This window comes from Sphaerisporangium sp. TRM90804 (genome assembly GCF_029846175.1).
GTDB lineage: Bacteria > Actinomycetota > Actinomycetes > Streptosporangiales > Streptosporangiaceae > Sphaerisporangium.
Genome location: NZ_JARWAC010000027.1, coordinates 147,359 through 168,909, shown reverse-complemented (window position 1 = coordinate 168,909; position 21,551 = coordinate 147,359). Strand labels below are relative to the sequence as shown.

Sequence of the window (21,551 nt, the reverse complement as noted above, 5' to 3'; positions counted from 1 at the left end):
GCCGCCGGCCCTCTCGGGGCGCTAGCCGTCCGCGCGGCGTCGCGGCTCGGGCTTGCGGTGCGTCTCGGGCCTGCGCTGGGGCTCGGGCCTGCGGGGCGGCTCGGGTTTGCGCGGGGCCTCGTCGCGCAGCGGCCGCCGGTCGGCGGCCTCCTGCTGGTCGGACGTGGGGCGCGACACGTCGCGCGCCCGCATCGCGGTGATCGCCGTGATCTGCAAGCTCTGCAGTGCCATGCCTGGAGTCTAGATCGCGGGACCCGGCCGCACGCCAGACGGCGGACGGCCCCGGACGGGGCCGCCCATGTGGTCAGCCCTCGGGGAGGGGCGGGATCGCGCCGGACTCCTCGTAGGCGCCGATCTGCGCGATGCGGCGCCGGTGCCGGTCGTCGCCGGAGAACGGGGTGCCCAGGAAGGCCTCCACGAAGCGCGTCGCCTCCTGCGCCGAGTGCATGCGCGCGCCGAGGCTGATGACGTTGGCGTCGTTGTGCTTGCGGGCCAGCGTGGCGGTCTCCTCGCTCCAGGCCAGGGCCGCGCGGACGCCGCGCACCTTGTTGGCGGCGATCTGCTCGCCGTTGCCCGACCCGCCGATCACCACGCCGAAGCCGCCGGGGTCGTTCGCGACGCCCTCGGCCGCGCGCAGGATGAAGGCCGGGTAGTCGTCCTCGGGGTCGTGGACGAAGGGGCCTTCGTCGACGACCTCGTGGCCGTGGTCCTTGAGCCAGGACACCAGGTGGTTCTTGAGTTCGTAGCCGGCGTGGTCGGCGGCGATGTAGACGCGCACGCGGTCATTCTCGCAGCCCGCGGCCACGGCGGTCCAACCGGCCGCGCCGCGTGCGCCCGATCGCCGGGACGGCCGCCGGAGCGGGGTCCCCACCGGCGGCGATTCCGATACAGTAACGGGCGGTTGGCCATCTCGACCCTTACAGGAGTGCCTCATGCGCGAGATCCGCGTCATCGGCGACCCGGTTCTGCGAAGCCCGGCCGAGCCGGTCACGGTGTTCGACCGCGACCTGCGGCGGCTGATCGACGAGATGGTCGACTCGATGCGCGCCGCCGACGGCGTCGGCCTGGCCGCACCGCAGATCGGCGTCCCCAAGCGGGTGTTCGTGTACGACGCGGGCGGGCGCAAGGGGCATGTGGTCAACCCCGAGCTCACCATCGACGACGCCGACGAGGTGCTCGACGAGGAGGGCTGCCTGTCGATCCCCGGCCGCGACACCGGCAAGCCGCTGTTCGCCAAGACCCCACGCGCCGCCGGGGTCACCGTCGAGGGCTTCGACCGGCTCGGCCGGCCGACGCGCACCCGGGCGCGCGGGCTGCTCGCCCGGTGCTTCCAGCACGAGTTCGACCACCTCGACGGGGTGCTGTACGTCGACCGCCTCGCCAAGGACGCCGCGCGCAAGATCCTGCTCCAGGCCCCCTGACCGGCGCGCGGGCACCCGCCCGCCCGGTCCACGGCGCGCCGCGGGCCGGCCGCGCCCGGCCCCCGCCGTCCCCGGCCGCCCCTAGAACTGCAGGGACTTGATCTCCAGATACTCCTGCAGCCCGAAACGCCCGAGCTCGCGGCCGTTGCCCGACTGCTTGTAGCCGCCGAAGGGCGCCGAGGGGTTGAACCGGCCGCCGTTGACCGCCACCTGCCCGGTGCGCAGCCGCCGCGCCACGGCGACGGCCTCCTCCTCGGTGCCGGCCCACACCGCGCCCGCCAGGCCGTACGGCGTGCCGTTGGCGATCTCCACGGCCTGGTCGACCGAGGTGTAGGGGATGATCGCCAGCACGGGCCCGAAGATCTCCTCCTGCTCGATGGCCATGCCGGGGTCGACCCCGGCGAAGACCGTGGCCTCCACGAAGTAGCCGCGCTCCAGCGGCCGGTCGCCTCCGCCCGCCACCAGGCGGGCGCCCTCCTCCTGGCCCCGGTTGACGTAGCGGACGACCCGGTCGCGCTGCGCGGCCGACACCAGCGGCCCCAGGCGGGTGGCTTCGTCGAAGGGACCGCCCAGGGTGTAGCCCGACGCGGCGGCCACGGCCCGGCCGACCACGTCGTCGTACTGGTCGCGGTGGACGAGCATGCGGCTCCAGGCCGAGCAGGTCTGCCCGGAGTTGACGAAGGCGTTGGCCACCCCGGCCTTCACCGCGACGTCGAGGTCGGCCTCGGGCAGGACGACGCTGGCCGACTTGCCGCCCAGCTCCAGCGTGACGCGTTTGATCGTGTGGGAGGCCAGCGCCGACACGCGCCTGCCCGCCCGGGTGGAACCGGTGAAGGACACCATGTCGACGTCGGGATGCGCGGCCAGCGCCTCGCCCACCACCGGCCCGTACCCGCTCACCATGTTGAAGACGCCCGGCGGCAGCCCCACCTCGTGGAGGATCTCGGCCAGCGCGTACGCGGCCAGGGGCGCCACCTCGCTGGGCTTCAGCACGACCGTGCAGCCCGCGGCCAGGGCGGGCGCGACCTTGCACACGACCTGGTGCAGGGGGTAGTTCCAGGGCGTGACGGCCGCGACGACGCCGACCGGCTCGCGCAGGATCAGCGAGCGGCCGGCGCGCTCGCCGGCGTCGTCGAGCTCTTCGGCCATGCGGGCGTGGTCGGCGAGCACCCCGGCGGGCATGAGCGTGTGCACCTTCAGCGCCAGGCCGTACGGGGCGCCCATGTCGACCGCGATGGTGCGCGCGACCTGCTCGGCCTGCTCCTTGAGCAGCGCAGCCGCCGCCATCAGCAGGGCGCCGCGCTCGGCGGCGGGCGTGGCGGCCCAGGCCGGGAAGGCCGCGCGCGCCGCGGCCACGGCGCGGTCGACGTCGGCGGCCGAGCCGGCGGGCACGCGGTCGACGACCTCCTCGGTGGCCGGATCGACCACGTCCACCGCCTCGCCCGAGGAGGACGCGACCCAGCCCCCGTGCACGTAAAGATGGCGCATATCCACATCCCCTGCGCGCGGTCCGCCGGGGCGGCCGGGAGCCCCGCCGGGAGCGGCCGTCCCACCCCCGGGACGGCTCTCGATCGGACGCGGCCCGCGCGCGATCGCCGGCATCCTGTCGCCTTCCCGATGACAGTACGTCGCGCGGGGCCCTCTGGATTGCGCTCGGCCCCGATTGCTGCCGCGCGGTCCCGCCCGGGGCGTTCCGCCCGCCCCGGCCCGTCCGGGCCGGCGGACCGCCCCGGGCGTGGCGGCTCAGTCGAAGACGGGCTCGCGGGTGCGGGAGCGCTTCAGCTCGAAGAACCCGTCGGTCTGGGCGACCAGGAGCACGCCGTCCCAGAGCTTGCCGGCGTCCTCGCCCTTCGGCGCCGGGGACACGACGGGGCCGAAGAACGCGACGCCGTCGACGGCGATCACCGGGGTGCCCACGTCGTGGCCGACCAGGTCGATGGCCGCGGCGTGCGACCGGCGTATCTCCTCGTCGTATTCGGCGGAGTCGAACGCGGCCAGCAGCGCCCGGTCGAGCCCCGCGGCTTCCAGGGCCTCGGCGATCAGGTCGCGCAGCAGCGTGCCGGGGTCGACGTCGCTGCCGGGAGCCGGCTCGCGACGCCCTTGATCATGGATACGGGTGCCGATCTGGGTGTAGAGCTCGCCGAGGGCGGCGCCGCCGTACTTCTGCGCGACGGCCTGGAGCACGCGCAGCGTCTCCAGCGAGCCGTTCAGCCCGGCGCGGTAGTCGTCGCTCACGTCCTTGTCCTCGTTGAGCACGACCAGGCTCATGACGTGCCAGCGGGGCGCGACGGGCCTCACCTTCTCCACCTGCAGCAACCAGCGGGAGGTCATCCAGGCCCAGGGGCACCACGGGTCGAACCAGAAGTCGACCGGGGTACGTTCGCTCATCACAGCTCCTGTTTCGAGCGGGTGTCACCTCGCTGCAACCCCTACCCGTCCCCCCGCTATTCCCTACCTCCACTGAGGGGAAATGGCCGGGTCGCGCGGCGCCCGCGGGGAGTCCGGCGGCCTCGCGCCACGCGCGCGGCGCGGGGGATCGCCGCACGCCCGGGCCCGCGGGTGGCCGGGGGCCGGCATCCCCGGAGACGGTGCGGCATTGCGTCGCCCGACGTGGCAGGATTCATGCATCCCTTCCGCGCCGAGGGCGGAGAAGAGCTGTGATGAGGAGTGGATGTGGCAGGCAACCTGACCCGCGATGAAGCCCGGGATCGGGCCCGACTGTTGAACGTCGAGTCCTACTCGGTCGAACTCGACCTCACCGAGGGTGAGGAGCGGTTCGAGAGCATCACCACGGTCCGTTTCTCCTGCACCGAGCCCGGCGCGACCACCTTCATCGACCTCGCCGACGCGAAGCTCCGCACGGCCACCCTCAACGGCGCCGAGGTCGACGTCACAGCGTACGACGCCGAGCGGGGCCGCCTGCCGCTGCCCGCCCTGGCCGCGTCCAACGTGCTGCGCGTCGACGCCGACTGCGTCTACATGCGCACCGGCGAGGGCCTGCACCGCTTCGTCGACCCCGTCGACGACCGCATCTACCTGCACTCGCAGTTCGAGACGGCCGACGCGCACCGCATGTACGCCTGCTTCGACCAGCCCGACCTCAAGGCGTCCTTCGAGCTGACCACGCTCGTGCCCGCCGACTGGGAGGTCGTCTCCAACGCCGCGCCCGACGTCGTGGACGAGCTGGAGGAGCACCGCGGCCGTCACGGCACGCTGCGGTCGGCCAAGCGCGTGCACTTCCCGCCCACCCCGGTGATGTCGACCTACATCACCGCGCTGATCGCCGGGCCCTACTCCGTGGTGCGCGACGAGCACGACGGCATCCCCCTCGGCGTCTACTGCCGCGCCTCGCTGGCCGAGCACCTGGACGCCGACAACATCTTCGAGGTCACCAAGCAGGGGTTCGACTTCTTCCACCGGGTCTTCGGGGTGCGTTACCCGTTCGGCAAGTACGACCAGCTCTTCGTCCCGGAGTTCAACGCCGGGGCCATGGAGAACGCCGGCGCGGTGACCTTCCTGGAGGACTACATCTTCCGCTCCCGCGTCACCGACGCCGTGGTGGAGCGCCGCGCCGAGACCATCCTGCACGAGATGGCCCACATGTGGTTCGGCGACCTGGTGACCATGCGCTGGTGGGACGACCTGTGGCTGAACGAGTCGTTCGCCACCTACATGTCCGTCCTGTGCCAGGCCGAGGCCACCCGCTGGGGCCAGGGCGCGTGGACGACCTTCGCCAACGTCGAGAAGGCCTGGGCCTACCGGCAGGACCAACTGCCCTCGACCCACCCCATCGCCGCCGACATCCCCGACATGCAGGCCGTCGAGGTCAACTTCGACGGCATCACCTACGCCAAGGGCGCCTCGGTGCTCAAGCAGCTCGTGGCCTACGTCGGGCTGGAGAACTTCACGGCCGGCGTGCGCGACTACTTCGGCGAGCACGCGTGGGGCAACACCGAGCTGAAGGACCTGCTGTCGGCGCTGGAGCGCACCTCGGGCCGCGACCTGGCGTCCTGGTCCAAGGAGTGGCTGGAGACCGCCTGGGTCAACACGCTGCGCCCCTCCTTCACCGTCGACGCCGAGGGCCGGTTCCTCGGGTTCGACATCCTCCAGGAGGCCCCGGCCGACTACCCGACGCTGCGCTCGCACCGCGTCGCCGTCGGCCTGTACTCCTGGGTGGACGGCGCGCTGGTGCGGGTCAAGCGGGTCGAGCTGGACATCGTGGGCGCCCGCACGGCCGTGCCCGAGCTGGTGGGCGTCGAGCAGCCCGACCTCGTGCTGCTCAACGACGACGACCTCACCTACGCCAAGATCCGCCTGGACGAGCGCTCGCTGCGCACCCTGGTCGACGGCGGCATCGCGGCCTTCACCGAGTCGCTGCCGCGCGCGCTGTGCTGGTCGGCCGCCTGGGACATGACCCGGGACGCCGAGATGGCCACGCGCGACTACGTCCGGCTGGTGACGGCCGGGGTGCACTCGATCACCGACATGACGGTCCTGCAGACCGTCCTGCGCCAGGGGCGGCTGGCCGCGCTGCAGTACGCCGACCCGGCGTGGCGGGAGATCGGCATGGCCGAGCTGTCGGCCCGCCTGCGCGAGCTGATCACCACGGCCGAGCCCGGCTCCGACCACCAGCTCGCCTTCGTCAACGCCTTCACCGCCGGCGCCACCGCCGCGGGCGACCTCGCGTACGTCAAGGCGATCGCCGACGGCACGTCCGTCCCGCCGGGCCTGACCGTGGACGCCGACCTGCGGTGGACTCTGGTGCACGCGCTGGTGTCGGGCGGGGTGTACGGCGCCGACGAGATCTCCGCCGAGCTGGTGCGCGACCCCACGGCCACCGGCGAGCGGTCGGCCGCCATGTGCCGGGCCAGCCTGCCGACCGCCGACGACAAGGCCAGGGCCTGGGCGGCCATCGTGGGCGGCGAGCTGAGCGGCGCGGTGCTGCGGTCGACGGTGGCCGGGTTCATGGACCCCAACCACGTCGATCTGCTCCAGCCGTACGGCGAGCGGTTCTTCGAGGAGGTCGGGCGCATCTACAAGAGCTGGTCCTCCGACAGCGCGCAGCGGTTCGCCATCGGGTGCTACCCCGCGCTGCTGATCGACGCGACCACGGTGGCCTGGACGCAGGACTACCTCTCCTCCTCCGCGCCGCCCAACGCGCTGCGCCGGCTGCTGCTGGAGGGCGCCGACGGCGTCAGCCGGGCACTGCGCGCCCGCGCCAAGGACGCCTCGGCCGCCTGACGCGGGCGGCGGGCGCCCGCCGCCCGCGCACGGCCCCGCCCGAACCGTCCGCGTGGGCGGCCGGGCGGGGCCGTCCGCGTCCGGGGGCGCGCCGCCGCCGTCAGGGACGCACGGGCCGGCCTCGGCGGCGGCGCGCGTCCTTGGGATGGCTCGTGGGAGGCTGTCCAGGTGTATTCGCCCCTCGAAATGCTCACCGACCTGGCCCGGCGCCACGCCTTCGCCGATCTCGGCGCGCTCGCCCCGCGGGTGCTGCCCGAGGCCGTCGTGGTGCCGGCGCTGTGCGAGTTCGGCCAGCGCCTGCTCACACTGGACGCGGAGGACTTCGCCACCGAGGGGGACGCCAGGTTCGTCCCCGGCGACCTGCGACGCCGCGCGCGCGACTGCCACATGCCCCAGACGGCCCGCGAGCAGCCGCGCGGCGCCCTGGCCTCGCTCCGGCCGGCCTACGGGCTGCTGCTGGAGGTGATCCGGGTGCGGTGGGAGCGGCGCGAGCTCAGCTCGATGATGGCCGCCGTCCACATCGCGGGCGAGTACCTGCCGCTGCTGGCGTTCGAGCCGGTGCTGGGGCACGCGGGCGACCCCGCCCTGTGGCCGCAGGGGCTGCGCGCCGAGGGCAGCCGGTTCGGCGTGATCGGCGACCGCGAGTGCGACCACACCAAGCCCGAGCAGTCGGCCGCCGAGCGCACGCTGCGGGTGGCGCAGGAGCCGCCCACCGGCTGGCGGGCCTACTTCGACCGCCAGCACAGCCAGCTCGCCGGGGCTCTGGCGACCTGCGTGGCCCGGTGCCGCAAGCCGTGCACGGCGATGGACTGGGTGCGGGCCGCCGACCGCGAGAGCCTGGCGGTGCGGTGCAAGGTCGCGCTGGCGTTCGCCGAGACCCCGCTGGTGCGGCTGCGTCACGCCACGCCGGTGGGCCACGGGTTCGGCGTGCCCTCCCCGGAGGAGGTGCTGGACGCCTGGACGCGCACCCGGGCGCAGCTCGACCGCAACGACGTCGGCAAGCAGGCGTCCCAGGACGACGGGTTCCCGCTGCCGGGGCTGCCCAGCCTGTTCTCGGCCGTGGCCGCCGCGCCCCTGGAGCCGTCCACGCTGCTCGGCGACGTCGCCGAGCACCTGGTGGCGCTGATCGAGCGCCCGCTCACGCCCGGCGTGCGCGCCTGAGTGGGCCGGGGGTCACCACACTGCCGGGCGGCGGTCGCCCCAGAACCCGCCGACGGCCGCCTCGACCTGGGCCGAGAGCGAGATCAGCGTCGACTCGCCGCCGAACCGCCCGGCGAGCATGACCCCGATCGGCAGGCCCTCCGGCGTCCAGTGCAAAGGCAGGTTGACGGCGGGCTGGCCGCTGACGTTGTAGGTGGCGGCGAACGGGGCGAAGCGCTCCATGCGCAGGAACGTCTCCTCCGGATCCTCGACGTCCTCGAACCAGCCCACGGGGACGGGCGGCAGGGTGACGGTCGGCGACAGGACGGCGTCGTACTCGTTCATCACCAGGTAGCCGAAGCGCGTCGCCGTCTGCAGGTCGGCCTGCGCCTGCAGGAACTGCGGCGCCGTGGTCGCGTAGCCGCGCTCGCGCAGCCACCTGGTCAGCGGGCGCAGCTTGGGCTCCATCGACGGGTCGACGGGGTGCATGCAGGCGAAGCAGAACCACAGCTTCTCGAACTGCGGCACTATCGCGGAGCCGAACGGCGCCGGCATGTCGATCACCTCGTGGCCCAGCGAGGCCAGCAGTGCCGACGCCTTCTCGTAGGCCTCCAGCACGTCGGGATGCACCCGCGCGCCGGGGACGGCGGGCGTGGCGTACCTGCCGACGCGCAGCCGCCCGGGCTCGCGCGTGGCCGCCTCGGCGAAGCCGATCTCGGTCGGCGGCGCGACGTACAGGTCGCCCGGGTGGTTGTGGGCCATCACCTCCAGCAGGGCCGCGGCGTCGGCGACGGTGCGGCTGATGGGCCCGTTGGTCGACAGGCCGGCCAGGTCGGGGACGACCGGGGCGAAGGAGATGCGGCCGCGCGTGGGCTTGATGCCGTACAGGCCGCACACCGACGCCGGGATGCGGATCGAGCCCGCTCCGTCGCTGCCCTGGGCGGCCGGGGCGAGCCCCGCGGCGACCGCGGCGGCGGCTCCCCCGCTGGAGCCTCCCGCCGACCGCGTGAGGTCCCAGGGGCTGCGCGAGGGCGGGGAGAGGTAGGTCTCGGTGTAGCAGGGGAGGCCGAACTCGGGGGTGGCCGTCTTGCCCGTCATGATCGTGCCGGCGTCCCGCAGCCGCTCGACGACGCTGTCGTCCACCGGCGCCACGAAGCCCTCGTAGGTGGCGGAGCCGAAGTGGATCGGCACGCCCTTCACGAGGTTCAGGTCCTTGACGGGGACCGGCACGCCCAGCAGGGGCGGCAGGTCGCCGCCGGCGAGCACCCTGGCCTCGGCCGCGCGCGCCTGGTCGAGTGCCAGGTCGGGGGTCGGCGTGACGAACGCCCCCACCTGCGGGTCGAGCCGTTCCATGCGTTCCAGGTAGTGCTGGGTGATCTCCACCGGAGACAGCTCGCGGGCGCGGACGGCCGCCGCCTGCTCCAGCGCTGTAAGATCGTGTATGTGCGCCACGCTTCCGCACAGTAGGGCGTTCGGCGACGAGTTATCTAGAGAGAAATGAGTAAGATACCCGGCTTTTCGCCTTACAAAGCGGGAACTGTGGGCCACAAAAATGTGAACCAGCCAACACTAGGCACGCCCTTGGGGCGTCAACTACCGTGAGTTATGTGGATTCCGGTCTAGAACCCGACGACGGTCACAATACGTCACCCATCTGGGTGAGTGACCGCTCCACGGAGCCGAGATCTCGGCCCGCGGCCCCCGAGGCGACCTACGCTCCTGTGGAGCGCGCGTCCCTGCTCGGGGTTCTCCAGCAGCCGAAGTACCGGCATCTGCGCCTACGGGTGCTGATCGCCGTCGGCGCGGGCCTGATCGTCGGCATCCCCACGTGGAGCTGGCGGCTCGGGCTGGTCGCGGCGATCCTCGCCGCCGTCGCCGACACCGTCTACCGCGCCCGCACGGTCTCCTCGGTGGCCCCGTGGCGCCGCGCCTCGGCCGCCGAGCGCCGCACCGAGGGGCAGCTCAGGAAACTGGAGCGCAGCGGCTACCTCACGCTGCACGCGCGGGCCATCCCCGACAGCGACGCGCAGATCGACCATCTGGTCGTCGGGCCGACCGGCGTGTACGCCGTCGACTCCGAGAAGTGGGACAAACGCCTGCCCGTGCGCGTCCAGTCGCACCGCAAGCTCTTCCACGGGCCGTTCAACCAGAAGCCGCGCCTCGACGAGGCCCGGTGGGAGGCGTCCCGGGCGGGCGAGCTGATCTCCAAGGCGCTCGAACGGGAGGTCACGGTGGTGCCCTCCCTGGCGATCTACGGCCCGGCGATCCCCTGGAAGATCCTCAACATCCGAGAGGTCGACGTCTTCGACGGCAGCCGCGTACGAAAGTGGATCACCAACCGGGAGCGGTCTTTGACCAGCGAGGAAGTCGAGGACATCTACGCCGCCGCGGAGCAGGTCCTCCCACCGCGGTATCCCGAGAGCTGACCGTCGTAAGGGTCCTTCGGGGTTCCCGTCTCCACCACTGCCCCCGGGAATCCCGAAGGATCTCGCTTTCGCGCGTCCATCCTGTGGACCGCCGGTCTCGCCAGCCGGGCGGTGGCCGTACCATTTGAAGACTCGGCGTCGTTGTGAAGACGCGGCGATCCTCGGATGGGAGACGATCATGCCGGCCCTCAGGTCTCGCACGGTGACTCACGGCAGGAACATGGTCGGAGCCCGCGCCCTGCTCCGCGCCACCGGTGTGGCGGGCGGCGACTTCGGCAAGCCCATCATCGCGGTCGCCAACAGCTTCACCCAGTTCGTCCCCGGCCACGTCCACCTCCGCGAGGTGGCCCAGGTGGTGGCGGGCTCGATCCAGGAAGCCGGGGCCATCGCGCGCGAGTTCAACACCATCGCCGTCGACGACGGCATCGCCATGGGCCACGGCGGCATGCTCTACTCGCTGCCCTCCCGCGAGCTGATCGCCGACGCGGTCGAGTACATGGTCAACGCCCACTGCGCCGACGCGCTGGTGTGCGTCTCCAACTGCGACAAGATCACGCCGGGCATGCTGCTCGCGGCCTTCCGGCTCAACATCCCCACCGTCTTCGTCTCCGGCGGGCCCATGGAGGCCGGCAAGACGCCGAACGGCAAGATCGACCTGATCGACCCCATGGTCGCCGCCGCCGACGCCGGCGTCTCCGACGCCGAGCTGCTCGAGATGGAGGAGGCCGCCTGCCCGACCTGCGGGTCGTGCAGCGGCATGTTCACCGCCAACTCGATGAACTGCCTGGCCGAGGCCATCGGCCTGGCGCTGCCGGGCAACGGCACCACGCTCGCGACCCACGCGGCGCGCAAGGGGCTGTTCGAGGAGGCCGGGCGGCAGATCGTCGAGATCACCCGGCGGTACTACGACCACGACGACGCGTCGGTGCTGCCGCGCGCCATCGCCACCCGCGACGCCTTCGAGAACGCCATGGCGCTCGACGTCGCCATGGGCGGCTCCACCAACACCATCCTCCACCTGCTGGCGGCGGCCCGCGAGGCGGGCGTCGACTTCGGCCTGAAGGAGATCAACGAGCTCTCCCTGCGCGTGCCGTGCCTGTGCAAGGTGGCGCCGGCGACCTCCAAGTACCACGTGGAGGACGTCCACCGCGCGGGCGGCATCCCGGCCATCCTCGGCGAGCTCGACCGTGCGGGGCTGCTGCACCGCGACGCGCACAGCATCCACTCCGCCTCGCTCACCGAGTTCCTCGCCAAGTGGGACCCCGTCTCCCCCGGCGTCACGCCCGAGGCCATCGAGCTGTGGCACGCGGCCCCCGGCAACGTCCGCACGGTCAAGCCCTACTCCCAGAGCGCCCGGTGGGAGGATCTCGACCTCGACCGCGCCGAGGGCTGCGTGCGCGACCTGGAGCACGCCTACACCCGCGACGGCGGTCTGGCCGTGCTCTACGGCAACCTGGCGCCCGAGGGGTGCATCGTCAAGACCGCGGGCGTGGACGAGTCGGTGTGGCGGTTCAGCGGCCCGGCCGTGGTGTTCGAGTCGCAGGAGGACGCCGTCGAGGGCATCCTGGGCGGCAAGGTCGCGGCCGGCGACGTGGTGGTCATCCGCTACGAGGGCCCCAAGGGCGGCCCCGGCATGCAGGAGATGCTCTACCCGACGAGCTTCCTCAAGGGCAAGGGCCTGGGCAAGGCCTGCGCGCTGATCACCGACGGCCGCTTCTCCGGCGGCACCTCGGGCCTGTCGATCGGGCACGCCTCCCCCGAGGCCGCCGAGGGCGGCCTCATCGCCCTCGTCGAGAACGGCGACCTGATCGAGATCGACATCCCGGGCCGCGGCGTCGAGCTGAAGGTCGGCGAGGCCGACCTCGCCGCGCGCCGCGAGCGCCTGCTGGCCGACCTCGGCGGCTACCGCCCGCGCGACCGCGTGCGCCAGGTCAGCGCGGCCCTGCAGGCCTACGCCGCGCTCACCACCTCGGCCTCCACCGGCGCGTCCCGCGACCTGTCGCAGCTCGCCCGCTGACCTCCGCCGCCGCGGCCCGCCCGGGCCGCGGCGTGTCCGCGCGGGGCCATCCGGCAGGGCAGAGGAGCCTCACCTGAAGGTGACGAACAATGGCCTTCAAGCGGGCCTTCCGGCGATCTGGTGTTCGAAAAACGTCGGTGCCGGCGGCTAGTCTAGAGGCATGGCCAACGTCACCACGCCCCTTCTGACGACCGCCGAAATCGCTGCTCTCGCCCTGTCCCTCGCCCATCTGGGCGAGGGGCCGCAGGCCATCACCGCCCGCCGCGGCCTGCGTAACGTGTTCGACAATCTCGGCGTCGACGACGACGTCGTGGCCGCCACCCTCGACACCCTCACCCGGCCGCTGGCGCCCGAGGTGGCCCGGCGCGCGCGCACGATCGCGGGCGCCGTCACCGGCCGGCAGGTCGTCCGCCTCCACTACCGCGACGCCGGCGGGCGCGTCACCTCGCGCGACGTCGAACCGGTGACCTGTCTGGTCCACCGCGACCACTGGTATCTGGTCGGGTGGTGCCGCACGAAGGTCGGCATCCGCGCGTTCAGGTTCGACCGCATCGTCGCCGTCGAGCCCACGATGGTTCCCGCCCGCCCGCACCGCGCCGAGCGCTACCTGCCCTTCCAGCGCAGGCGCGCCGCCGCGGCCTAGCCGCAGCAGCCGCCTCCACAGCAGCCGCCCCCGCCCCCGCCCGCGCCGCCGGCCGGGCGGGGCGCGGACGCGCCGCCGGTGACGGCGATCGTGGAGAGCAGCTTGACGGTGTCGTCGTGCCCCTGGGGGCACGGGGCCGTGTCGGCGGAGGCGGACATCGGTCGTGAGACCTCGAAGGTCGATCCGCAGGCGCGGCAGCGGTAGTCGTAACGCGGCATGCCCTCAGGGTACGACGAAACGGCCGTCCCGCGACGGCCGCTCGTCGTGGCAGTCAGGCCGCCGTCTCGGTCAGGTAGGGCGCCCACTGGGGGTCGCCGTCGAACTGGGCGCCGATGAGCCTCCAGTGGGCCCCTCGCGGCACCACCGGGGCGACGCGGAGCGACCACCCCAGTTCCTCCAGCAGACGGTCGGCCTTGCGGTGGTTGCACGTCATGCAGGAGGCGACGCAGTTCTCCCACGTGTGCAGCCCGCCGCGGGAGCGGGGGAGCACGTGGTCGATGGTCTCGGCGCGCAGCCCGCAGTAGGCGCAGCGGTAGTCGTCCCTGCGCATCAACGCGGCACGGGTCAACGGGATTCGCGAGCGGTAAGGGATTCGTACATATCGCCGGAGCCGTATCACCGACGGCACGTCCATCGTCCGGGTCGCCGAGCGCAGCACCGCGCCCCGGCCGTCCCGGTGGACGACGTCCGCCTTCTCCCGAATGATCAGCACCACGGCGCGGTGCAGGTTGAGAGTGGTGAGCGGCTCGAAGGTGGCGTTCAGCAGCAGCACCTGACGCATCAGCGGGCCTTTCCCGCCGCGCAGGTCGTCGTAGGGGATGCGCCGCGGCACACCCCGGGTTGCGGCCCGTCCGATTGGGCCTCGGATGCTTCCGTCACGTGGACCTCCGCCGGACGGCCCAGTGGATGGGTTCCACGGCACCGCCCTCAGCAAGTGTGGCCTTTCGGTCGACTCTCCCGCCACCCCAATTAACGGTCGTGTCTTCCAGACCCCGCCTTTCGTGTTATGTCCGTTTCACCCTGCTAAGCAAACCTGACAGCGAAAGATCACTCCGATCCCATGAAGATCGGGGTACCCCTAAGACCGTCGCATTCAGCCCAAATGATGTCCCACGCCAGGTCACGGCGGTGTCATAAGCTCGCCTCTATGACGCGAGAGCCGTACCCATACGCACGCCGTGACAACGTAGTCGACGACTACCACGGAACTCCCGTGCCCGATCCTTACCGCTGGCTGGAGGAGCCCGAGCAGCCCGAGGTCAAGGAATGGCTCGAGGCCCAAGGCGAGCTCTTCGCCAAGGAGATGGCCGCGTCCCCCAACCGTGAGGCGTTTCGCGACCGCATCGCCGAGCTGGTGAGGTCGGGCACGATCGGCGCCCCGGTCTGGCGGGGGGACCGCCACTTCTTCATGCGCCGCACCCCCGACCAGGAGCACGCCGTGCTCTACACCGTCGACGCCGAGGGCAACGAGACCACCCTGCTCGACCCGATCGCGATGGACGCCTCGGGGCTCACCACGGTCGACTCGTGGCAGCCCGACAAGGAGGGCCGCAGGCTCGCCTACCAGATCTCCGTCGGGGGTGACGAGGAGTCGTTGCTGTACGTCCTCGACGTGGCCGGCGGCGAGCGGGTGGACGGGCCGATCGACCGGTGCCGCTACTCCCCCATCGCCTGGCTGCCGGGCGGCGAGGCGTTCTACTACGTGCGCAGGCTCGCGCCCGCCGACGTGCCCGCGGGCGAGGAGCAGTATCACCGCCGCGTCTACCTGCACCGCCTCGGCACCCCCGTCGAGCAGGACGTGCTGGTCTTCGGCGAGGGGCGGGAGAAGACCAACTACTACGGCGTCGGGGTGTCCAGGGACGGCCGGTGGCTCTCGATCTCCGCCTCGCGGGGCACGGCCCCCCGCAACGACCTGTGGGTCGCCGACCTGTCGGCCTCGTCCCCCGACGCGCCCGCCCTGACCGTCGTCCAGGAGGGCGTGGACGCCCAGACGATGCTGTCGTTCGGCCGCGACGGCCGGGTGTACGTCTACACCGACCGCGAGGCGCGGCGCGGCCGCGTCTGCGTGACCTCGCCCGACCGCCTGGACCCCGAGAACTGGCGTGACCTCGTCCCCGAGGACGAGGAGGCCGTGCTGAGCGACTTCGCCATCCTGGACGACCTCGACCGTCCGGTCATGCTGATCGGCTGGACGCGGCACGCCATCAGCGAGATCAGCGTGCACGACCTCGCCACCGGCGAGAAGGTCGGCAGGGTCCCGACCCCCGGCCTGGGCACGATCGGCGGCATCACCGAGCGGCCCGAGGGCGGGTACGAGGCCTGGTTCGGCTACACCGACAACACCACGCCGTCGAGCATCCAGCGCTACGACGCCCGCACCGGCGAGACCACCCTGTGGGCGGCCTCCCCCGGCGCGGTCGAGGTGCCCCAGGTGACCACCGAGCGGGTGGTCTACCGCTCGGCGGACGGCACCGAGGTGCACATGATCGTGGTGTCCAAGCCCGGCGCCGGCCCGCGCCCGACGATCCTGTACGGCTACGGCGGCTTCAGCGTCTCGATGGCGCCCGGCTTCTCGGCCACCACCCTGGCCTGGGTCGAGGCGGGCGGGGTGTACGCCGTGGCGCAGCTGCGCGGCGGCGCCGAGCAGGGCGAGGAGTGGCACCGCGCCGGCATGCTGGGCAAGAAGCAGAACGTCTTCGACGACCTGCACGCCGCGGCCGAGCACCTGATCGCCACCGGGGTCACCACACCCGGGCAGCTCGCGATCTCCGGCGGGTCCAACGGCGGCCTGCTGGTGGGCGCCGCGCTGACCCAGCGGCCCGACCTGTACGCGGCGGTGGCCTGCTCGGCGCCGCTGCTCGACATGGTGCGGTACGAGAAGTTCGGTCTCGGCGCCACCTGGAACGTCGAGTACGGCTCGGCCGACGTCCCCGAGGAGTTCGCCTGGCTGTGGGACTACTCCCCCTACCACCGCGTTCGCGAGGGCGTGCGGTATCCGGCGACGCTGCTGGTGGTCTTCGGCTCCGACACCCGGGTACACCCGCTGCACGCCTGGAAGATGTGCGCGGCGCTCCAGCACGCCCAGGCGGCGGACGACCGGCCCATCGTCCTGCGCAACGAGAACGAGGTCGGCCACGGCGCGCGCGCGGTCAGCCGCTCGGTGCAGCTCATGGCCGACCAGCTCGCCTTCCTCGCCCGGCACACCGGGCTGTCGTCCTAGAGCCCGGCCCGGCGTCACCCCTCGCCGGGAGTTGACCTCAACCGAAGTAGAGGTTCCAGACTGCTCCCAGGAGTCCGGGCGTCCGGACCAGGACGACAGGGAGTGGTGGACGTGCGGGTGGCACAGGTGACGCGGTTCGGGGAGCCCGAGGTGCTGGTCAGCGCCGAGGCGCCCGATCCTGAGGCCGGCCCGGGGCAGGTCGTGGCCGAGGTCGCGGCGGCGGACGTCCTGTTCGTCGAGACGCAGATCCGCCGGGGTGGCCAGGGCGCCTACTTCGGATTCGTGCCGCCGTACGTGCCCGGCGGTGGGGCGTCCGGGAGGGTCGTCTCCACCGGGCCGGGCGTGGATCCCGCGTGGGCCGGCCGGCGGGTGCTCGTCCGCACCGGCAACCGGGGCGGCGGGTACGCCGAGCGGGTGCCGGCCGACCTCGGGGAGGTGCTCCCGGTGCCCGACGGGCTGGGCCTGCGGGAGGCCGCGTCGCTCACCGCCGACGCGGTCACCGGGCTCGGGCTCGTCGAGAACGCCCGGCTCCAGCCGGGCCAGTGGGTGCTGGTGCTGGGGGCCGCCGGCGGCATGGGGGTGCTGCTCGTGCAGCTCGCCCGCGCCGCGGGGGCGCGGGTGGTCGCCGCGGCGCGGGGCCGGCGCAAGCTCGATCTGGTCGACGGCCTCGGCGCCGAGGTGAGCGTGGACTACTCGCGCGACGGCTGGGTGGAGGCCGTGCGGGAGGCCACCGGAGGCAAGGGCGTGGACGTCGTCTTCGACGGCGCCGGCGGGACGCTCGGGGTGGCCGCGTTCGGCCTGGTGGCGCCGGGCGGCCTGTTCTCCGCGCACGGCGCGCCCAGCGGCGGGTTCGCCCCGGTCGACGCCGAGGAGGCGCGACGGCGCGGCATCGCCCTGCGCGGGATCGCCGACCTGCGGTTCGCGCCCGACGAGGCCGTACGGCTGCTCCGGCGCGCGCTCACGGAGGCTGCGGAGGGGCGGATCCGCCCGGTGATCGGCCAGACGTTCCCGCTGGCCGAGGCCGCCGCCGCCCACGCCGCCATCGAGTCCCGCGACGTCGTCGGCAAGACCCTGCTGCTGCCCTGACCCCCGGCGCGGACGCGCCGGCTACCGGGGGAAGACGATGGTCTTGTGGCCGTCGAGCAGCACCCGCTGCTCGGCGTGCCAGCGCACCGCCCGCGAGAGCGCCAGGCGCTCGACGTCGCGCCCCATGGCCGCGAGGTCCTCCGGGGAGTGCGTGTGGTTGACCCGCGCGACCTCCTGCTCGATGATCGGGCCTTCGTCGAGGGCGGCCGTGACGTAGTGGGCGGTCGCGCCGATCAGCTTGACGCCGCGCGCGTAGGCCTGGTGGTACGGCCGGGCGCCCTTGAAGGACGGCAGGAACGAGTGGTGGATGTTGATCACCTTGCCGGCCAGCTTGCCGCACAGGTCTTCCGAGAGCACCTGCATGTAGCGGGCGAGCACCACGAGGTCGATCCGGTAGTGCTCCACCAGGGTCAGCACCTCGGCCTCCTGGCGGGGCTTGGTCTCGGGGCCGACCGGCAGGTGGTGGTAGTCGATGCCGTACGACTGGGTGAGCGGCCGCAGGTCGGGGTGGTTGGACACCACGGCGGCGATCTCGATGTCGAGCAGGCCCGAGCGGGTGCGGTAGAGCAGGTCGTTCAGGCAGTGGCCGAGCTTGCTGACCATCACCAGCACACGCGGCTTGACCGTGAGGTCGTGCAGCCGCATCTCCATGGCGAACTCGGGCGCCAGGGCGGCGAGCAGGGCGCGCAGGTCGCGCTCGGCCATGCCGGAGGTGAACTGCACCCGCATGAAGAACCGGCCGGCGTCGCGGTCGCCGAACTGCTGGCTCTCGGTGATGTTGCACCCCTGCTCCGCGAGCAGGCCCGAGACGGCCGCGACCACGCCGGGCCTGTCCGGACAGGACAGGGTCAGCACATATTCGGAGCTCACCGACGACTCACCCCTTCATCACGTTGAGGCAGGGTACCGCTCCGCCGCGGGACCGCGTCCGGCGTTCCACAGGTTGGTCCGCCACTCACCGGCTCGTACGCCTGAATCGCCGTGATATGAGGGGATTACAGAGGTATCCGAGCCGTTCATGGCATTCATGATGATTAGCGGACAAGACGAAGACCCAAGGGAAGAGTCCGTATTGCCACTGTTTGACTAGGGGGTTCGTAGCCTCGATGACGTGAAATGGGTCGACAGCAGAGGATTCGAGGTCGAGGCGCTCGTCCTCGGCAACCAGCCCTGCCTGCGCGTGCGCAGGGGGCGGGAGTACGTCGCGGACTACGCCGACGTCACCGAGCTGTCCCGTCACCTGGACCTGACGGACCTGGTGGCCGCCGACTGACCTCTCCGCCGAGCGGCTCGCGCGCGGCCCGTCACATACGCGAAGTACAGTGGCGCCCGTATGAGCGGAGAGGAGCCGGCGGGTGCTGAAGTGGGACAGGTTGTCACCGGGAGAGAAGCGGGCGGCCGTCGCGCTGGCGGCGATGCTCCCCGGATACGTGAACGCGGTCTTCGTCGCCGAGCACCTGCCCGAGGCCATCGCCTGGCAGCGTGGCGAGCTGACCGACGATCAGCTCATGGAGCGCACCGGGTGGGTCCTCAACGCGACACCCGAGGAGTACGCCGAGATGGCGATCACGGCGGCGCGTCGGGCGGGGGTCAGCCCGGTCGAGTGGCTCGACGCGATGAAGGGCGCCTACCCCGAGCAGCGTGCCATCGCCGCCGAGCTGCAGCAGGAGGGCATGCGCCAGTCCGCGCGCCGTCCGGACGACTTCTGGCAGATCATCAACGCCAACACCTGGCCCGACCTCCCCATCCCCGACGACTCCGGGCCCGACGACCCGTCCAGGGAGCCCGGCCGGCCGGAGACGTGAGGGACGCCGCGGCCGTGGTGAGGCGCCGGTGACGATCAGCGACCGGCCCGCGGCGCGCGTGGTGTGCGTGGACGGGCTGGGGCGGGTGCTGCTGCTGCGGTGGCGCGACTCCGTGAGCGGCGTCGTCTTCTGGGAGCCGCCGGGCGGGGGCACCGACCCCGGCGAGGCGCCGCTGGACGCCGCCCGCCGCGAGCTGACCGAGGAGACCGGCCTGCCGGGCGAGGCGGTGGACGACGTGTGGGTCCCCGTGCCGCGTGACTTCCACTGGCTGGGCGTGCACTACGTCAAGGTCGAGCCCTTCTACCTCGCGCGCTTCGCCGAGCCCCCGGAGGTGGCCCCGGCCCGGTTCACCGGCGAGGAGCTGGACGCCTACCAGGGCCACGGCTGGTTCACGCCCGCGCAGATCGCCGCCCTGCCCGAGCCGGTCGAGCCGCCCGGCCTGCCGCGGATCGTCGCCCTGCTCACCAACCGCGCCGGCTGAGGCCGTCAGCTCACCGCGTCGAGGGCCCGGGCGATGTCGGCGTCCTCGGGGGCGAGGGCGCGCGCGCGGCGCAGATCGTCCACGGCCTCTGCGACCCTGCCGAGCTCCTTCAGCACGACGGCGCGGTTGTAGTAGTGCGCGGCGTCCTCCTGGAGCTCCACGGCGCGGGTGAGATCGGCCACGGCGCCCTGCAGGTCTCCCGTCTCGTAGCACAGGACTCCCCGGCTCGCCCAGGCCGCGGCCAGGCCGGGGGCGCCGGCCACCGCGGCGTCGAACGCGGCCCGCGCCTGCTCGACGCCGCCCGCGGCGCTCTCCAACTGGCCCAGCACGCACGACAGGTGGGGGTCGCCGGGGGCGATGGCGAGGCCCGCGGCGACGTCCTGGCGCGCCTGCCCGTCCAGTCCCAGCTCCAGCAGCAGGCCCGCCCGGTTGATGTAGGCGTCCAGATAGCCGGGGTCCAGCTCCAGGACGTGGTCGAGGTCGGCCCTGGCCCCCGTCAGGTCCCCCGTGGCCAGCCTGAGCTGGGCGCGGTTGTAGTAGCCCTCGGGCAGGGGCGGGCTGAGCCCGATCGCCGCGTCGTACTCGGCGAGCGCCTCGTCCAGCCGCCCCATGCGGAACAGCAGGTTGCCCCGGTCGAGACGGTAGTCGGGGTAGGCGGGGTCCACGGCGACCGCGGCGTCCATCTCGCCCAGCGCCTCGTCGTGCCGTCCCAGCCTGCCCAGGAGCTGCGCGCGGTTGGCACGCAGCACCATGCGGTGGATCGGGTGGCGACCCGAGGGCAGGTCGGTCTCGGCCAGGTCGATGGCGGACTCCACCAGCGACAGGGCACGGTCGGCGCGACCGCGGCGCATCTCGATGAGCGCCTTGCCGTTGAGGTCGAAGCCCAGCTTGAACGCGCGGACCGGCGGGTCGGGCAGCAGGGTGGAGATCGCGACGGCCTCGTTGATCCAGCCCTCGGCGCGCCCGAGGTCACGCCGTGCGGGGTCGGGGTGCCGGGCGTCGAGCATGGCCGCGCCGTAGGCGGACGCCGAGTGCACCTCGGGGTCGACGCTCGCGCGGCGTGCCCGCTCGTACAGCTCGCGTGCCTCCTCCCGGCGCCCGATGCCGGCGAGGGCGGTCGCCGTCGCCTGCGTGAGGTTCCACCACCGTCCGGCCCCCGGGGCCGCCAGCCGCAGAGCGCGCAGGCCGAGGTCGGCCGCCGCGGCCAGGAAGCCCTCGCTCACGCAGTGGTCGAGCGCGGCCCAGAGCGACTCGACGCCGGCGCCCGAGGGATCGGTGCCGTGCTCGCGGTGGAAGGGGATGGCGCCGAGCGCCCAGGAGGGGTCGCCGGTGGCGGCCAGCTCGTCACCGCGGCGGTCGTGCAGGGACGCGCGCCCGGCCGCGGGCAGCGCCTCGTACGCGGCGACGACCCGGGGGTCGTCCGACGTGCCGTCGGAGGCGACATAACGGTGCGCGAGGTTTTCCGGTTCCTCCGAAGCGGTTAATTCGGCCGCAATATTTCGCCCCTCAAAACCATCAAGCGGCGCGTTACGGGAGCACACCACAATTGTCAAACTCTCCGTGGGAAAACGACGCAGAAGCGTCGCCAGGAGTTCCAGGTCGGTCGCGTCGGCCTCGTGCACGTCGTGAACGACGAGGGTGCCGAGGGGCACGCCGCAGTCGCGCACGAATTCGGCGATTCCATTGGCGATCCGCAACGTCCGGCGCGGGGCGGGCACGAGGATGCGCTCCTCGGGCGGGAGGCTCGTCTCCAGCGGGGGACGGCGGACCCCGACCCGGTCGCGCAGACCGGGCGCCACCGCCCTGATCTCGATGTCGTGCTCGGCGGCCACGCCGGAGCGATGCTCCAGCGTGGCCGGGACGAGCGCGCCGAGCAGGGATCCGCCGAAGGTGTAGGGCCCTCGCAGGCGCCGGTGGGCGCCGAAGGCGAGCACCGGCGAAGGGAGGTCCATCCGGGTGAGCATGCTCTGGCGGTCCCGCGCCAGCCCTCCGTGGATCCAGAGATGCCCGGCGCGGGCGGTCACCCCTTGTGGATCGCGCTGGCCGCGCCTGTGAGGTGGGCGACTCCGGG

Annotated in this window: 20 protein-coding genes; 11 read left to right on the top strand and 9 right to left on the bottom strand. The window is 72.8% G+C overall.

Features of this window, described 5'->3' with window-relative positions; genetic code table 11:
- Positions 1-21 precede the first annotated feature (21 nt).
- On the bottom strand, positions 22-231 hold the full coding sequence (locus tag PYR91_RS30400; RefSeq protein WP_279785375.1) for a hypothetical protein: 210 nt from the start codon (positions 229-231) through the stop codon (positions 22-24).
- A gap of 73 nt (positions 232-304) precedes the next feature.
- Positions 305-778, bottom strand: coding sequence for a ribose-5-phosphate isomerase (locus PYR91_RS30395; protein WP_279785373.1), 474 nt, complete (start codon positions 776-778; stop codon positions 305-307).
- 154 nt (positions 779-932) lie between these two features.
- Here PYR91_RS30395 and def point away from each other — a divergent pair, with 154 nt between their 5' ends.
- Positions 933-1,421 (top strand): peptide deformylase, encoded by a 489-nt coding sequence (def, locus tag PYR91_RS30390; protein ID WP_279785371.1) that lies wholly within the window; start codon positions 933-935, stop codon positions 1,419-1,421.
- An 81-nt stretch (positions 1,422-1,502) separates the two neighbouring features.
- Here the strand turns inward: def and PYR91_RS30385 are convergent, their stop codons facing one another.
- Together PYR91_RS30385 and PYR91_RS30380 are read right to left on the bottom strand one after the other, a co-directional pair.
- Positions 1,503-2,909 (bottom strand): aldehyde dehydrogenase family protein, encoded by a 1,407-nt coding sequence (locus PYR91_RS30385; RefSeq protein ID WP_279785369.1) that lies wholly within the window; start codon positions 2,907-2,909, stop codon positions 1,503-1,505.
- 255 nt (positions 2,910-3,164) lie between these two features.
- Positions 3,165-3,809 (bottom strand): disulfide bond formation protein DsbA, encoded by a 645-nt coding sequence (locus tag PYR91_RS30380; RefSeq protein ID WP_279785368.1) that lies wholly within the window; start codon positions 3,807-3,809, stop codon positions 3,165-3,167.
- Between the two features lie 285 nt (positions 3,810-4,094).
- On the opposite strand from PYR91_RS30380, the gene pepN reads away from it, so the two are divergent.
- Positions 4,095-6,662, top strand: a complete 2,568-nt coding sequence (gene pepN, locus PYR91_RS30375; protein ID WP_279785366.1) for an aminopeptidase N — start codon at positions 4,095-4,097, stop codon at positions 6,660-6,662.
- Positions 6,663-6,830: 168 nt separating this feature from the next.
- Positions 6,831-7,823, top strand: a complete 993-nt coding sequence (locus tag PYR91_RS30370; RefSeq protein WP_279785364.1) for a hypothetical protein — start codon at positions 6,831-6,833, stop codon at positions 7,821-7,823.
- Between the two features lie 12 nt (positions 7,824-7,835).
- On the opposite strand, the gene PYR91_RS30365 is transcribed toward PYR91_RS30370, so the two are convergent.
- On the bottom strand, positions 7,836-9,254 hold the full coding sequence (locus PYR91_RS30365) for an amidase (RefSeq protein WP_279785362.1): 1,419 nt from the start codon (positions 9,252-9,254) through the stop codon (positions 7,836-7,838).
- Between the two features lie 269 nt (positions 9,255-9,523).
- Here PYR91_RS30365 and PYR91_RS30360 point away from each other — a divergent pair, with 269 nt between their 5' ends.
- The 3 genes from PYR91_RS30360 (at position 9,524) to PYR91_RS30350 (ending at position 12,888) form a co-directional block, all read left to right on the top strand.
- A complete protein-coding gene (locus tag PYR91_RS30360) occupies positions 9,524-10,228 on the top strand; it encodes a nuclease-related domain-containing protein (protein WP_347943701.1) in 705 nt (234 codons plus the stop codon).
- Positions 10,229-10,406: 178 nt separating this feature from the next.
- Positions 10,407-12,245 (top strand): dihydroxy-acid dehydratase, encoded by a 1,839-nt coding sequence (gene ilvD / locus PYR91_RS30355; protein ID WP_279785359.1) that lies wholly within the window; start codon positions 10,407-10,409, stop codon positions 12,243-12,245.
- A gap of 160 nt (positions 12,246-12,405) precedes the next feature.
- Positions 12,406-12,888 carry a WYL domain-containing protein gene (locus PYR91_RS30350; protein ID WP_279785357.1) on the top strand — a complete coding sequence of 161 codons (483 nt, stop codon included), beginning with the start codon at positions 12,406-12,408 and terminating at the stop codon, positions 12,886-12,888.
- Here PYR91_RS30350 and PYR91_RS30345 read toward each other — a convergent pair.
- Together PYR91_RS30345 and PYR91_RS30340 are read right to left on the bottom strand one after the other, a co-directional pair.
- Entirely contained in the window at positions 12,885-13,106 is a 222-nt protein-coding gene (locus PYR91_RS30345; protein ID WP_279785356.1) for a zinc ribbon domain-containing protein, read from the bottom strand. The two genes, PYR91_RS30350 and PYR91_RS30345, sit on opposite strands and share 4 nt — an antisense overlap.
- Before the next feature lie 53 nt (positions 13,107-13,159).
- Entirely contained in the window at positions 13,160-13,669 is a 510-nt protein-coding gene (locus tag PYR91_RS30340) for an HNH endonuclease (RefSeq protein ID WP_279785436.1), read from the bottom strand.
- Positions 13,670-14,035: 366 nt separating this feature from the next.
- On the opposite strand from PYR91_RS30340, the gene PYR91_RS30335 reads away from it, so the two are divergent.
- Both PYR91_RS30335 and PYR91_RS30330 read left to right on the top strand, forming a co-directional pair.
- Positions 14,036-16,108 (top strand): prolyl oligopeptidase family serine peptidase, encoded by a 2,073-nt coding sequence (locus tag PYR91_RS30335; RefSeq protein WP_279785354.1) that lies wholly within the window; start codon positions 14,036-14,038, stop codon positions 16,106-16,108.
- Between the two features lie 111 nt (positions 16,109-16,219).
- Positions 16,220-17,194 carry a zinc-binding dehydrogenase gene (locus PYR91_RS30330; protein WP_279785352.1) on the top strand — a complete coding sequence of 325 codons (975 nt, stop codon included), beginning with the start codon at positions 16,220-16,222 and terminating at the stop codon, positions 17,192-17,194.
- Positions 17,195-17,215: 21 nt separating this feature from the next.
- Here PYR91_RS30330 and purU read toward each other — a convergent pair whose 3' ends face one another.
- The gene (purU, locus tag PYR91_RS30325) at positions 17,216-18,064 is read right to left on the bottom strand and encodes a formyltetrahydrofolate deformylase (RefSeq protein WP_279785350.1); all 849 of its coding nucleotides are present in this window, start codon (positions 18,062-18,064) and stop codon (positions 17,216-17,218) included.
- 241 nt (positions 18,065-18,305) lie between these two features.
- Between purU and PYR91_RS30320 the strand changes: the two genes are divergently transcribed.
- The 3 genes from PYR91_RS30320 (at position 18,306) to PYR91_RS30310 (ending at position 19,480) form a co-directional block, all read left to right on the top strand.
- Positions 18,306-18,467: a hypothetical protein gene (locus tag PYR91_RS30320; RefSeq protein ID WP_279785348.1), complete on the top strand. Its 162-nt coding sequence runs from the start codon at positions 18,306-18,308 to the stop codon at positions 18,465-18,467.
- Positions 18,468-18,549: 82 nt separating this feature from the next.
- Positions 18,550-18,999 (top strand): hypothetical protein, encoded by a 450-nt coding sequence (locus PYR91_RS30315; protein WP_279785346.1) that lies wholly within the window; start codon positions 18,550-18,552, stop codon positions 18,997-18,999.
- A 28-nt stretch (positions 19,000-19,027) separates the two neighbouring features.
- Positions 19,028-19,480, top strand: a complete 453-nt coding sequence (locus PYR91_RS30310; RefSeq protein WP_279785344.1) for an NUDIX domain-containing protein — start codon at positions 19,028-19,030, stop codon at positions 19,478-19,480.
- A 5-nt stretch (positions 19,481-19,485) separates the two neighbouring features.
- On the opposite strand, the gene PYR91_RS30305 is transcribed toward PYR91_RS30310, so the two are convergent.
- Positions 19,486-21,432, bottom strand: a complete 1,947-nt coding sequence (locus tag PYR91_RS30305) for a tetratricopeptide repeat protein (protein ID WP_279785342.1) — start codon at positions 21,430-21,432, stop codon at positions 19,486-19,488.
- Positions 21,433-21,551: the final 119 nt, after the last annotated feature.

Excerpts from the sequence above, each read along its gene's own strand:
- PYR91_RS30400 (WP_279785375.1), bottom strand. The coding sequence starts at position 231 with ATGGCACTGCAGAGCTTGCAGATCACGGCGATCACCGCGATGCGGGCG.
- def (WP_279785371.1), top strand. The coding sequence starts at position 933 with ATGCGCGAGATCCGCGTCATCGGCGACCCGGTTCTGCGAAGCCCGGCC.
- PYR91_RS30385 (WP_279785369.1), bottom strand. The coding sequence starts at position 2,909 with ATGCGCCATCTTTACGTGCACGGGGGCTGGGTCGCGTCCTCCTCGGGC.
- PYR91_RS30380 (WP_279785368.1), bottom strand. The coding sequence starts at position 3,809 with ATGAGCGAACGTACCCCGGTCGACTTCTGGTTCGACCCGTGGTGCCCC.
- ilvD (WP_279785359.1), top strand. The coding sequence starts at position 10,407 with ATGCCGGCCCTCAGGTCTCGCACGGTGACTCACGGCAGGAACATGGTC.
- PYR91_RS30350 (WP_279785357.1), top strand. The coding sequence starts at position 12,406 with ATGGCCAACGTCACCACGCCCCTTCTGACGACCGCCGAAATCGCTGCT.
- PYR91_RS30345 (WP_279785356.1), bottom strand. The coding sequence starts at position 13,106 with ATGCCGCGTTACGACTACCGCTGCCGCGCCTGCGGATCGACCTTCGAG.
- PYR91_RS30340 (WP_279785436.1), bottom strand. The coding sequence starts at position 13,669 with ATGCGTCAGGTGCTGCTGCTGAACGCCACCTTCGAGCCGCTCACCACT.
- PYR91_RS30335 (WP_279785354.1), top strand. The coding sequence starts at position 14,036 with ATGACGCGAGAGCCGTACCCATACGCACGCCGTGACAACGTAGTCGAC.
- PYR91_RS30305 (WP_279785342.1), bottom strand. The coding sequence starts at position 21,432 with ATGGACCTCCCTTCGCCGGTGCTCGCCTTCGGCGCCCACCGGCGCCTG.